Annotated in this window: 15 protein-coding genes and 1 riboswitch; of the genes, 6 read left to right on the top strand and 9 right to left on the bottom strand. The window is 39.5% G+C overall.

What is annotated here, in order from left to right; translation table 11 throughout:
• Positions 1-122: 122 nt before the first annotated feature.
• Both NSQ94_RS03010 and NSQ94_RS03005 read left to right on the top strand, forming a co-directional pair.
• Entirely contained in the window at positions 123-695 is a 573-nt protein-coding gene (locus tag NSQ94_RS03010) for a TetR/AcrR family transcriptional regulator (protein ID WP_066247743.1), read from the top strand.
• Between the two features lie 77 nt (positions 696-772).
• Positions 773-3,148, top strand: coding sequence for a YhgE/Pip domain-containing protein (locus NSQ94_RS03005; protein WP_339230075.1), 2,376 nt, complete (start codon positions 773-775; stop codon positions 3,146-3,148).
• A 174-nt stretch (positions 3,149-3,322) separates the two neighbouring features.
• Here the strand turns inward: NSQ94_RS03005 and NSQ94_RS03000 are convergent, their stop codons facing one another.
• Together NSQ94_RS03000 and NSQ94_RS02995 are read right to left on the bottom strand one after the other, a co-directional pair.
• Complete coding sequence (locus NSQ94_RS03000) at positions 3,323-3,913, bottom strand: nitroreductase family protein (RefSeq protein ID WP_063386768.1); 591 nt, start codon at positions 3,911-3,913, stop codon at positions 3,323-3,325.
• A gap of 90 nt (positions 3,914-4,003) precedes the next feature.
• Positions 4,004-4,390, bottom strand: coding sequence for an OsmC family protein (locus NSQ94_RS02995; protein WP_063386769.1), 387 nt, complete (start codon positions 4,388-4,390; stop codon positions 4,004-4,006).
• A gap of 184 nt (positions 4,391-4,574) precedes the next feature.
• On the opposite strand from NSQ94_RS02995, the gene NSQ94_RS02990 reads away from it, so the two are divergent.
• On the top strand, positions 4,575-4,721 hold the full coding sequence (locus tag NSQ94_RS02990) for a BH0509 family protein (protein WP_063386837.1): 147 nt from the start codon (positions 4,575-4,577) through the stop codon (positions 4,719-4,721).
• Positions 4,722-5,144: 423 nt separating this feature from the next.
• Here the strand turns inward: NSQ94_RS02990 and NSQ94_RS02985 are convergent, their stop codons facing one another.
• The 3 genes from NSQ94_RS02985 to NSQ94_RS02975 are packed head-to-tail and all read right to left on the bottom strand — an operon-like array spanning position 5,145 to position 6,815.
• A complete protein-coding gene (locus NSQ94_RS02985; RefSeq protein WP_063386771.1) occupies positions 5,145-5,972 on the bottom strand; it encodes a YihY/virulence factor BrkB family protein in 828 nt (275 codons plus the stop codon).
• Positions 5,973-6,001: 29 nt separating this feature from the next.
• A complete protein-coding gene (locus tag NSQ94_RS02980) occupies positions 6,002-6,325 on the bottom strand; it encodes a YtxH domain-containing protein (protein WP_063386772.1) in 324 nt (107 codons plus the stop codon).
• 16 nt (positions 6,326-6,341) lie between these two features.
• Positions 6,342-6,815 carry a low molecular weight protein-tyrosine-phosphatase gene (locus tag NSQ94_RS02975; protein WP_130156865.1) on the bottom strand — a complete coding sequence of 158 codons (474 nt, stop codon included), beginning with the start codon at positions 6,813-6,815 and terminating at the stop codon, positions 6,342-6,344.
• 150 nt (positions 6,816-6,965) lie between these two features.
• Here NSQ94_RS02975 and NSQ94_RS02970 point away from each other — a divergent pair, with 150 nt between their 5' ends.
• Positions 6,966-7,196 carry a DUF1128 domain-containing protein gene (locus NSQ94_RS02970; RefSeq protein WP_063386774.1) on the top strand — a complete coding sequence of 77 codons (231 nt, stop codon included), beginning with the start codon at positions 6,966-6,968 and terminating at the stop codon, positions 7,194-7,196.
• Between the two features lie 509 nt (positions 7,197-7,705).
• Complete coding sequence (locus NSQ94_RS02965; protein WP_063386775.1) at positions 7,706-7,888, top strand: hypothetical protein; 183 nt, start codon at positions 7,706-7,708, stop codon at positions 7,886-7,888.
• 41 nt (positions 7,889-7,929) lie between these two features.
• On the opposite strand, the gene NSQ94_RS02960 is transcribed toward NSQ94_RS02965, so the two are convergent.
• The 3 genes from NSQ94_RS02960 to NSQ94_RS02950 all read right to left on the bottom strand — a co-directional run bounded on the left by NSQ94_RS02960 (position 7,930) and on the right by NSQ94_RS02950 (position 10,207).
• Entirely contained in the window at positions 7,930-8,301 is a 372-nt protein-coding gene (locus tag NSQ94_RS02960; protein WP_063386776.1) for a DUF1992 domain-containing protein, read from the bottom strand.
• Between the two features lie 21 nt (positions 8,302-8,322).
• Positions 8,323-8,868, bottom strand: a complete 546-nt coding sequence (locus NSQ94_RS02955; RefSeq protein ID WP_063386777.1) for a DUF2179 domain-containing protein — start codon at positions 8,866-8,868, stop codon at positions 8,323-8,325.
• Between the two features lie 103 nt (positions 8,869-8,971).
• A complete protein-coding gene (locus NSQ94_RS02950; protein WP_339230073.1) occupies positions 8,972-10,207 on the bottom strand; it encodes a DUF418 domain-containing protein in 1,236 nt (411 codons plus the stop codon).
• Positions 10,208-10,377: 170 nt separating this feature from the next.
• A riboswitch (TPP riboswitch) is annotated at positions 10,378-10,481 on the top strand.
• Positions 10,482-10,549: 68 nt separating this feature from the next.
• Between NSQ94_RS02950 and thiT the strand changes: the two genes are divergently transcribed.
• Entirely contained in the window at positions 10,550-11,110 is a 561-nt protein-coding gene (thiT, locus tag NSQ94_RS02945) for an energy-coupled thiamine transporter ThiT (protein WP_063386779.1), read from the top strand.
• Between the two features lie 74 nt (positions 11,111-11,184).
• Here thiT and ltrA read toward each other — a convergent pair whose 3' ends face one another.
• Positions 11,185-12,444 (bottom strand): group II intron reverse transcriptase/maturase, encoded by a 1,260-nt coding sequence (gene ltrA, locus NSQ94_RS02940; RefSeq protein ID WP_066251748.1) that lies wholly within the window; start codon positions 12,442-12,444, stop codon positions 11,185-11,187.
• Positions 12,445-12,803: the final 359 nt, after the last annotated feature.

The following is a 12,803-nucleotide window of genomic DNA, read 5'->3' as shown; positions in this document are numbered from 1 at the left end:
CATGTGTAAAGCCTGTCGATCATTTTGTAAAAAAACCCCTTTATTTTAATCAGGCAATATAGTATGATAATTTTAACGAAATGACCAAAATGTCCATTTAGTCAATCAAGAGGATGAGGAGCATGGCTATCGATCGAAAACAAAATATTATTGATGCGGCGACAAAATCTTTTTCCTTATTCGGGTATAAGGCAACGACGATAGAACAAGTGGCGAAACTCGCGAATGTAGGCAAAGGAACAATTTATACGTTTTTTAAAAGCAAAGAGGATTTGTTAGACGAAATTATTTCCTCAGTTATTGTAGAAATAAAAGAAACGGCAGAGCATGCAATGGACCCCGATCGTCCATTTCTTGAAAACGCCCATCGCGCTTTATATCGCATTGCAGAGTTTCGAAAGCAACATCCACTAACAATTAAGCTTCTCCAAGAAATTCGGGATATCGGGACTCCGGCCGTTCAAGAAGTGATGAAAAGATTGGATCGGGCGATTATCGCCTTTATCCGCGAAAAAATTGACAACGCCATAAAAAAAGGAGAAATTCGCAACTGTGATTCCGAAATCACCGCCTTTTTAATGTTAAAAATGTATATCGCCCTAAACTTTGATTGGGAAAAGGAACATGAGCCGCTGCCAAAGGAGAAAATCGCAGAATTATTTGAGCTGTATTTTTTAAAAGGATTGTCGAAATAGATAGTCCTTCTTCTTTTATCATAAAATGACTAAATGAGCAAAATGGTCAAAAGTACGAAAAAGGAAGGAGATAACCGTTGCGTGGAATCTCATTATTTTTACATGAGCTAAAAATGATTGTAGCGAATCGGAAAATTTTGATTCCTGTTATCGCTATTTTATTTATCCCCATTATGTATAGCGGAATGTTTATATGGGGATTTGGAGATCCGTATGGCCACTTAGAGAGATTGCCGGTCGCTGTAGTCAATCAAGACAAAGGGGCAACATTGAATGGGGAAAAGTTAAAGATCGGCGACGATCTAGTGGAAAATCTAAAAAAGAAAAAGCAGCTTTCTTGGGAATTTGTTGACGAGAAAGAAGCGGAAAACGGATTAAAAAACCGGAAATATTATCTAGTTATCAAAATTCCAGAAAACTTTTCAAAGCATGCAACTACGATAAAGGACGAACACCCTCAAAAAATGGAGCTCATTTATATGCCGAATGAGAGCATGAACTTTTTCGCAGCACAAATCGGGGATAAAACCATTGAAAAACTGAAAGAAGAAGTTGGTGATACATTAACGGAAACATATGCCGAAACAATGTTCCAAAATATTAAGAAGCTGGCAGAAGGGCTCGAATCGGCAAGCGAAGGAGCAAAGAAACTGCATGACGGCATTGATTCAGCAAAACAAGGAGCAATAAAGCTGAAGGACGGGGTTGATTCGGCCAAAGATGGTTCACAAGAGCTGTACAACGGCGCGCTCTCTGCGGAACAAGGAGTTCAAGAAATATATGGACATTTAAAAACGATGGCTGAAAAATCATTGATATTTAAAAATGGGCTGCAATCCGCTAGTTCCGGAGCCGAGCGTCTGAACAGCGGAATGAACCGTTTTAATTCTGGTCTTGAACAATTGATTGCAGGCCAAGAGAAATTGCTCGATGGTGCAGAAAAGGCAAGAAATGGTTCTCAGCAGCTGGCGGATGGATTAAAGCAATCACTTCATGGAATGAAACAAATAAATGAAAAAGCTCCTCAGCTCGCAAACGGAGCCGAGAAAGTACGAAGCGGAGCCAGCAATCTGTCGTCATCACTCGGACAATGGGCTAAGGGAGCAGAACAAACGAAAACGGGAGCGGCACAGGTGAGTGCCGGACTGGAACAGCTGACAGCCCGGCTTGATGCTATGATCGCTCAAACGTCTGATCCGCAGCAAAAAACGGCACTCAAAGAACTGCGTGCAAGTGTAGGGCAGCTGGCGGATGGAAGCAAACAAGTAACAAGCGGTATAAGCCAGCTTTCCGAAAATGCTGCAGCATTGAAAGATGGAGCTGATCAGCTTTCTTCTGGATCAGCGCAATTGCATAGCGGAACAGTCGCTTTAAGCGACGGTCTCAAACGACTAGTAGCAGGGCAGGAGCAGCTCACCGCAGGTGCCGAATCATTAGCTGGCGGACAGAAGGAGCTCTCCCAAGGATTATCGACATTCGGTGAAAAAATGAATGAAGCGAAAAGCGGAATAACCCAGCTGATGGAAGGAAGCGGACAATTATCAGCCGGCTTGCATGATCTCGCTTCCGGTTCTGATCAACTGCAAGATGGCACTAATCAGCTTGCTGCTGGTTCCGGCGAATTAGCAAACGGAATGGAAAAACTCACAAATGGGTTAGGGAACTTTTCACACGGAATCGAGCAGCTCTCTAACGGGTCTGGTCAATTGACGGAAGGAATGACGACGCTGGATAAAGGTTCTAATGAATTGGCAGAAAAATTGCACGATGGAGCCAAAGATGCCAGCAACGTCAAAGCGGACAAAGAAATATACGATATGTTTGCAAAACCTATTAAAATTAAAAACGAAAAATTAAACGAAGTTCCTAACTATGGAACGGGGATTGCTCCGTACTTCTTATCGCTGGGATTGTTTGTCGGCGCCTTGCTCGTAACAATTGTGTACCCTCTTCGTGAACCAGCAACTACACCTAAAACGGGAATGAGTTGGTTTTTTGGCAAGTTTGGTGTTCTCGTTATGATCAGCGTCATGCAATCGTTGATAGCCGATACAATTTTACTAGCAGGAGTAGGCATTGAAGTGCAAAGTATTGCGAGATTTATCGTATTTACGATCATCACAAGCTTAACGTTCATGACGTTAATTCAGCTGCTTGTCACAACGTTAAGTGATCCGGGAAGATTTTTAGCAATCATTATCTTAATCTTACAATTAACTACAAGCGCCGGTACCTTCCCGTTAGAGTTAATCCCAACAGCGTTGCAGCCGCTCCACAACTGGCTGCCAATGACATATTCCGTAGCCGGCTTCCGTTCAGTCATTTCGAGCGGCGATTATGCGTTTATGTGGCAAAATGCATTTATTTTGCTCACTTTTATGATCGTGTTTGTTCTCGCAACGATCACCTACTTTACAATCCAACATAAACGCCGTTTTAGCGAGGCCGTATAACTATTTGTTTTTGAATTTGCCGGACGAACTTTTACACCTTCGACTCTAGCGTAATAACTGAAAGGAAATTTTTCAGAACTAAATGTGGTAAATCGGCAATGCCACAATTCCTCTTCATAAAAATGAAATAGAAGCAGATCTCTATCATCTGCTTCTATTTTTTTGTTGAAACTTTTATTCATTCAGCGATTCGCCAAAAAGGCCTTCAAAAATGGATTCTTTTATAGGACGACGAGGGGTTGGTGCCTCTCTTTCCTGCAGGCTTTCCGGCAGAGCTTCTTTTTCCCCTTGATAGCCAATTGCAATGAGCGCATTGATTGCATACTCTTCAGGGATGTTTAAAACTTGACGTGCTTTTTCAAAGTCTATGCCTGTCATCGGATGCGTAATCAAGCCTTTTCTTGTTGCTTCTAATGATAAATAGCCCCAAGCTGCACCTGCATCAAAGGCGTGGGAGCCGATTTCCCCCCGCTCGCTAGTCTTTTTAGAAATAATCAAGGCAAAAACCGGGACGTTTTTGCACCAAATTTGATTAAACTCGCCAATGAATGACATAAATCTTTTGCGGTCTTCCTCTGTGCGAGCGATAATAAAACGCCATGGCTGGAAATTGAAAGCAGAAGGCGCCCAGCGTGCTGCTTCAAAAAGGCTTAGTAACACATCCTCCGGGACCTCTTTAGTTAAAAACGAACGCGGAGACCAGCGTTTTAAATAAATAGAATCAATTTCATATTCGGCCTGGCGGGCAAGCTTCGTTTGTGTCATCACATTACCTCCTAGAAATCAGATCGGAATTATACACATTTATTGTATTACATTTTTTTCTAAAAACAATTTTTTTGCTCAGAAAAGCTTTTATTTTAGTTCAAATGTTTCCGTAATGTTGATGCTGCCTTCTACTGATTGAACCATTGGACAATTTTTGTGCGCCAGCTCCAAGCATTTTTGAATTTGCTCACGGTCCAAATCCTCGCTGGAACTTGAAATGATGAAATGAAGATGAATTTTTTCAATTCTGTTCGCTTTTTCTTCGTTCCGTTCAACTTCAGCTTGAATCGTAATATCGTCATAAACGATTCTTTTTTTATCTAAAATTTTTCTGAAAACACTTCCGCTGCAGCCAGCAATGGCGGAAACCATCAATTGAAATGGACGGAATCCGTATGTAACATCACCTGCCACATGCAGTTCTCCGTATTCAAAAGTTGTTTTATATCCAATTTCCTTCATTTGAAATTCCATGCTGTATCATCTCCTCCATTAATATCTACAATTTTATTGTAATTGATTAATTTTTTTAATTGCAATTAATACAAATTGCGGGAAAAAAATTAAAAAATAAGTTGAACATCTACTCCATCTGTTATATAATAGTTTCAAAATAAAAAAACTGTATCATAACATTATAGAGGAGAGGGGAAAAATGATGAAACGGCAGGAAAGAAAAAATATGATTGATTTTATTGAAAAAATAGGAAATATTGATCGGGAAACGCTTATGTACATGACGGATGCGGACATTGAACACATTTATGCTTCTATTTATGATCGATATTTAGAAATGGCTGAGTAGAAAACGCAAAAGAAGCCTTCCGCCGCCGGAGGTCCGATGCGAACATTCCCGCAAAAAAAAGAAGCTTCAACACGCAGACACTCACCTATTGCCGAACTTTATTTAATATAAAATTAAAGCTCTGAACTCATGGCAAACATAGCTAAATTCTTGCTGAATACAAAAACCCGGGCTGTCGAAAAAGTCGACAGCCCGAGGAATGCGCTTGATAATATCTCTTTTAATGGTAGCCGTTTTGGCCGTTCGCACTTCCGCTTGTTTTATGCTTCGGCTTGGATTTTGAGTTTTGCTTGTTGTGTTGACCGCCTTTTTTTGATTGCTTTGCCACTCGTATGTCCTCCTGTTACGTCAATTTTTTCAGCCTCATTTTTAATATGACCATGTGAAATGAAAAAAAGTCTTCGAAATAAATGGCGGCCTTTATTAATTATTGGAATTTTTTGATAAAATTGCATTGATCTCCCCGCCTAATATAATAATAACCGCGGAAAGATAAAACCAAATTAGAAGAATGATCACCCCGCCGAGGCTTCCATATGTCACGCTGAAATTCCCAAAATTTCCGACATAGTAAGAAAAAAGAAGAGAAACAACAATCCAGCCAACGGTAGCAAATAAAGCGCCTGGATATGCTTCAGAAATTTTCATCCGTTTATTTGGCGCAATAAAATACAGTCCTGTAAAAACGATGCACAAAATAACAGCACTTAATAACCATCTTATCGTATTCCATATCGTTAAAAACACTTCTGTAAATCCGAACGCCCGAAATATAAACAAGCCTATCTCTCTGCCAAACACCGGAAGCAGCAGTGCAACTAAAATGACTAAAATCATGGCAAAAGTCAACAAAATAGACATCAAGCGAGCTACAAGGAAATGACGGTTTTCTTCCACTTGATATGCTTTATTAAAAGCTCTGACAATCGCATTAATCCCATTTGAGGCAGACCAAATTGTTCCAATGACTCCGAACGACAAAAGGGTCACATTTTGAGTTTCAATAATATGCCTCACATTGTTTTCGATCAATTTCATTGTATTTCCCGGTGCATATTGTGCGACAAAATCAAGAACAACATCTGAAGAGAGGGGCAAATATGCAAGGAGATTCATTAAAAAAATAAGGAATGGAAAAAGAGACAAAAGAAAGAAGTAGGCTAACTCCGCAGCTAAACTTGATATTTCATCTTCTTTAAACCGTTTAAAAAGCTCTTTAGCGATTTGAAGAAGGTTGATGTGGTCATCCATCTTGGCACCTCATTTCAAACTAGTTTCTGTCAAAGGCGCTCCTTCCATTTCTCTTTTGCTTCTTTCATTATTTCCATTACTTTCGGTGTCGTTTCTTTTAATTCTTTCACTTTTTCAGAAACAAATTCAATATCTTCGATTGTTTGCTCGATTGTTCTTTTGACAGAGTTCATTTTTTCCTTTGTTTTATCAGCAATCTCCATCGGATTTTCTGCGCACTGCTTGATTTTGCTAAAAGCTGATCTGCTTTTGCTGATTACATCGTCCCTTGTTTTTTTATCCAATAAAGAAAGCGCTGCGCCTGCGATCGCTCCGATGAACAGCCCTTTTAACAATTTATTTTGCGATTTCATTTGACTTTCACCTCTTCTACGAAAGATGGTGTTCTTCTTTGATCTTCTGGAGCAGCCCTTTGCAGCCTTTGACAACCATGTCATAAACCTCTTCAAAGTTCCCAGTATAATACGGATCAGGGACGTCCAAAATATCAGCATCTGGTACGAAATCCATTAAACGACTGATTTCACCCGTATTGTTATATCCTGCCATCCGGCGCAAATTTCCTAAGTTTTCTCCATCCATGGCAATAATATAATCAAAATCTGATAAATCATTCTTATGAATTTGACGTGCTTTTAAACCTTCATAAGAAATTTGGTAACGGTCTAATATTTCTCGAGTCCCTCTATGCGGCGGGCTTCCTACATGCCAGCCTCCCGTTCCCGCTGAATCGACAAAAATTTTATCTTCCAGACCTTCCCGTTTAACTAAATCACGAAAAACCGCCTCAGCCATTGGCGAACGGCATATATTTCCTAAACAAACAAAAAGTACTTTTATCATTGCTGAAACCTCCTGAAACCATTGCTTCAATCGTTTTTTCATAAGCTGCAAAGAATAGTTTGGAAAGATCAATTTTTTTTCTCATAATATTCAATCTTTCATAATACATGATACAATGAAACAAATAAAAAAACGAGAGGATGAAATCAATTGAATTTATGTGAAAAATCAGCAGAAAATATGGAATACATGATTAAAAAAATTACAGAAAAATTGAATATGATCAACATCAGTGCAGTTCAACCAACACATTTTAATGTAAATATGTATGAAGACCTAAAAGAAATTTATGACCATGTAATGAAAAAAAATACTTTCAGCCCCAGCGAAATGCAAGCAATTGCAGAGGAATTGGGGAACCTACGAAAGAGCACTCTTTAAGTGAATTGAGCTTTCTGCTGCTCGTTGCGAATGGGCTTGTGCAAATGACGGCAATTAGTGTTTAACTTAGCGATGTTGAAGTGTTGTGAAAACTCGCAGCTGCTGTCCTCATCAGCTTGCTTCAGTTGATTTGTTATATGTGGTTCTATACGCTTCTCAAAACGATGTTCGAGTCACATTAGGAACCGCCCAATCTGCCATCCATCAGAGGTTTAGCTTGGATTCTAAAGCAGGCGAATCGTGTACGCGCTCCATTTTCATCATTCTCTTTTTTCTTTTGCAGGAGAAAAATAAAGATAGACCTCCTTGTTGTTTAGATGCCAGATTTCAGAAGAAATCGTTTTTACTTTAAAGCAGCTTTATAAATTCAGTATAAGCTGCTTTTTGTATAATAACTTTTTGTCAAAACGGTGTCTATTTTTTGAACAAAATGTGAATTTTTTGTTTCGTTTTTGTGACAAATGATTTATAATAAAAGAAAACGTTTTCTTTGTTTGGGGGTCAAAAAAATGGTCGTGACACTTATGAAATATTTTTATTTATTCGTTGCTCTCTTCTGTTTATTGTCTGGAATTTTGGTCGGTTTTGCAAAGGAGCTTCCGCTTTCGGTGATAGTCATTTTCTTAGGCTTTTTCAATCTTGCTTTATATTATGTCTTCCATAGAGAAGCCTTGAAAAAACAGCAAATTTAAAAGAATGGCGAAAATAAAGGCACCATTCTTTTTCGAAAACGTCAAATAAGCTTTTTATAAACTTTATCTTTATAAAATTGAGATGCAGATGTGTTGAATATATTCCTTTTCTTCACGATTCGTTCCAATGCTAATTGTTTTTCCGACAGCTTTTGTTGTAATTTTTTCCTTTCTGCTTCATCTTCACAGCATTTTAGTAAATCTTGAATAGTTAATAGTTCCTTTTTCAAGTCATTTTCTTGATCGACCATACCGGCGTTTCTCAAAAGACGATAAGCCATTCGGAGTTCTTCCGGAATATCAGACAAATCGTCATGCGGGAGAGGCTTCCCCATCCCGGGAAGTTCTTTAAACTCTCCCTCTTCATATGCCTTTTTGATCCGATCCTCAGCAATTTGTGCAAATATATCCACGCTTCATCCTCCCTTCGACCGTTATGTTCGTTCTTTTTCTAAACGCTTTACCCGCTTTTTCATCGCTTTTGTTAAATATCCGCCTTTAAAAGAACGAATTTCATATGAGCTTAAAAACGCTTTTGGTTCTATTTCATTGACAAGTTTTAAAAATTCTTCCTCCCGAGACCGTTTGGCAACAACTTCCAAACGATACCTAATCGAATTCATTCCTTCTCCTTGAAAGACCGTAACCCCAAAACCAGCCTCCCTCAATTTTTTTACTAATCCGGAATTTTTATCCATTAAATTCACATTGTATGTTACATATCCAAAAGCCAGCTTTTTCTCCAGTTCACCGCCCAACAACAGCCCTGCACCAAAACCGATAATATATGCACTAATATTGTAAATATTAGATAAATCTTGAAAAACTATTCCTAAAGCGACAATATAAATCGCTGCTTCTAGCAAACCTATACCAGCAGCAGCCTTTGTTTGATTTTTCACTAACAAAATAGTTCGGATCGTCAATACTGGTACATACAATAATTGCAGCAAAAAAATAAAAATTGCTTGTAGAAACATGTTGCCTAGACACTCCTTTGTTCCATCATACTATAAATTATTTTCAAAAAGAAAGAGCTATCATAAACTCAAAATCTGAGATTTGAAACTACATTTTTACAATTCATCTTGATCTGTTATTATGCTTCGAAACTTCCTTTTTCATGCGAATAGGCTGGCGCTTGAAATACATCGCTGTTCTCCATACCCACTCCAACGGCCCTAATTGAAAATATTTAAACCAAATATGGCTGATGATAAGCTGCACGGCAAAAATTGCGAGTGCAAGCCAAAAACCGGCGAAGGGGTATACTTTACCGTACAATCCCAATCCGTAATGATAAAAAAGATATGTACAAATAACAGATTGCATGATGTAATTTGTCAATGACATGCGTCCAACAGGCGCAATCTTCTTAACAATTTGCCGACAGATTGGGTGAAAATATAAAAATATGAGAGAGATCACATAAAACAACATGAGAAATGGTGCACCGAACACCATGTAAAAACTATTTTCAGCGGTGACCGCAAAAATATTTAACGGAAGCCCAATGATAAGCCCGAAAAACCAGATGGCTGTTAATAACCTTCGATGCTTCTCCGGTTCTTGAAAAAGCTTTTGTTTCGCAAATATCATGCCAACTAAAAACATGCTGATATATGGGAGCATGTTTATTATATAGACAAGCGGTTGAAAAGGCCACATGCCAGACATAGACATGTAAAAAAGCCGATCATGAATACGCTGATGGAAAATATCAGTAAAACTTCCGTTTTGATATGAATGGATTGCGTTTCTTGCCTCCTCTTCCAGTAAGGCAGCCTGCTCTCTTTTTTGGACTAAAGCATCCTCACCATTGGATACAGCCGTCATCAAACCAATAAGGAGCAAATATAAACTAAATAAACATACAGTCCATACCAAAAGGGTTTTCCAGGAACACTTCCGGAAAAAAAGGAGAAGAAACCCCAGCACAGCATAATCCATTAAAATGTCTCCATCCCAGATGAAAAATGAATGAATTAGTCCAAATACAAAAAGCACCACCAGTCTGCGTATATATATAGAAACAAAGTTCCTGCCGTTTCCTAAAGCCCGTTCCTCCATGATGATGATTCCAAATCCGAACAATAATGAGAACATTGTAATAAACTTCATTTGCACAAATATTTCCAAAATATTTCTCGTTAGAAAATCCCATGTTCTCCATGTTTCAGTAAAAAAATTTTCGCTGCCTATTTGGTATAAATATACATCTGGATAGCTGAAATGCGCCATATTCACAAGTAAAATTCCAAATATCGCAGCCCCCCGCACCACATCCACTACTTCATAACGCTCACGATTAAGATTCAAATCAAAACCCCCATTCTGAAAAAAGTTCTTATTATAAACGCCCTTTTTTCATTATTTTTTGTCCAAAGGCTGCATTTCAGCTTTATCGTGTTTAAATATTTGAATATAGCGAAAAAAGAATGACAATTTTCTTATAGTCTATTATGATAGACATAAGATTCGAATATCAACAGATCCACAAGGGGAGCTATATGCTGAGAGTGGACGGGTATTTCGTCCAGACCCTTTGAACCTGTTAGTTAATGCTAGCGTAGGGATGTGGAAGTAACTGATCCATGATACAGCCTTTTTCCCCCTTATGGATATTTGTTGATAGCAAATAATATACAGGGGGTTTTATTTTTGGAAAAAAATCGTTTATTACTATTAATAGAAGCAGCAATCTTTGCAGCATTGGCAGTTATACTTGATCTTCTCCCTTCCATTCAATTATCATCAGCCATTTCTATATCAATTGCCATGGTGCCTGTACTCATATTATCGTTTCGATCCGGTGCAAAGATTGGCTTCATTTCCGGCCTTTTATGGGGATTATTGCAAATTGTATTAGGTGATGCATACATCCTGACGCCTGTTCAAGGTTTCATCGACTATTTCCTAGCTTTTTCCTTTATCGGTTTAGCCGGTCTTTTCAGTAAAACTATCCAAAATAAGCTGAAAGATGGAAAGAAAAGCTCTGCTCTTTTTTTCATCATCTTTGGCATCTTCATCGGAGCTTTTGCACGTTATTTTTGGCATTTTATCAGCGGTGTCTTTTTCTTCGGAGAATATGCACCAGAAGGAATGTCAGCGGTCGTTTATTCTTTGATCGTAAACGGCATTACGATGATAGGAGCCTTTGTATTATGCGCTGTCGTTACTGTTATTCTCATTATGGCGGCGCCAAGATTGGTTGTAAAATAAATCGAGTAGGAGGGGGTGACTAACCCCCGACCTCTCACACCACCGTACGTACCGTTCGGTATACGGCGGTTCAATTAAGTATGACGTAGTGCTTGATATCTTTCGAATAGACTTCTTAACCCTCGACGCTTCCAATAGGAGTTGTCGAGGGTTTTGTGTAGAATGGGACTGCAGGCAATCCGCCAATATTTCTTGCGTGTATTACCCCATTCGAATGCTTTATGGCTTGGAACTCCTAATCCTCTGAGTTTCCGAATTCTTGTTTTCGGGGTTTTCCATTCTTTCCACAAACACATCCGAAGCCTTCGTCTAATCCATTCATCCAATTCTTTGAACTTACTTGGTGTTTCTGCCAAGGCAAAATATCCGCACCATCCCATTAAATACTTGTTCAGTTTCTCAATCCTTTTCTCCATTGGATACGGTTTCGATCTTGATGTAATTTCACGGATCTTGTTCTTCAAACGTTTCACACTTTCGTTCGCAATCCGTACCTTTGGAGTCTTATTGAGTGTGAAGCTGAAACCGAGAAACTTCCGTTTCCAAGGACGGTCTACCGCCGATTTCTCTTTATTTACCTTGAGCTTTAACTCCTTCTCTATAAAGTTCGTAATGGAGTTCATGACACGAATTCCTGCTTTCTTTGTTTTCACATAGATGTTACAGTCATCCGCATACCGAACAAACTTATGTCCACGTTTCTCAAGCTCCTTATCCAATTCATGAAGCATGATGTTTGATAAAAGTGGACTAAGCGGGCCGCCTTGAGGCGTTCCCATGTCCGTTTCCATTACCACTCCATTGATCATCACGCCTGATTGAAGATACCGGCGAATTACCTTCAGTAGAATTTGATCTTTGATCGTTTTCGCCAAGATCCCCATCAGTTTGTCGTGATTCACCTTGTCAAAGAATTTCTCTAGGTCTATATCGACTACCCAACGATATCCTTCTTTGATATAACCCTTTGCTTCCCTAACCGCATCATGTCCCCTTCTGCCTGGGCGGAAACCATAGCTATGGTTCGAGAAGGTCGGATCAAAGATTTTCGTCAAAACTTGGGCAATCGCTTGTTGGATGAAACGATCCGTCACGGTAGGGATCCCTAGAAGCCTTACTCCACCGTTCGGTTTCGGGATTTCGACCCGACGGACGGGTAAGGGCTTGTAGGTTCCTTCTCTCAACGACTGTCGAATGGAGTCCCAATTTTCGTAGAGGTGTCTTCGTAGGTCTTTTACGGACATGCCATCTACTCCGTGACTTCCTTTATTCTGTTCGACTCGTTTCAGTGCCGCCAGGAGATTTTCCCGTGACAAAATCATTTCCATCAACATTGATATCCTCTCCACGTGAACGAATTCTTCTATTTGTGCCATCTTCTGCTCCACCCTCTTGAAGTCCCCCGTGGGATTCACCACTTCCTCCTTCAAGTAAGTCCTATCGGATTGTCTGCTTCCACACAGAAGATGAACGCCTAGCGATTCGTTCTCCTTAATTGTTCAGTCCTTCCTCTTCCATCTCGAGCTTGAAAGAGTACTATGACTTCTGCTGACTTCTGACTGTTCAGCTATCTATCACTAGATAGGTTACCAAGGTTACTTGGCGTGCCAGCCAGACCTCCCCGGGTAAGAGTGTAATCTTTCCTTCCATCCATCTGCTTCATTTACTCTGTATCACCTTCGGCAGAAAGGGC

The sequence above is a fragment of the Aeribacillus sp. FSL K6-2833 genome, from assembly GCF_037965815.1.
GTDB classification, from domain to species: Bacteria; Bacillota; Bacilli; order Bacillales; family Aeribacillaceae; genus Aeribacillus; species Aeribacillus composti.
The sequence above is the reverse complement of the archived record's forward strand: the minus strand, read 5'-3'. Positions and strand labels throughout refer to the sequence as shown.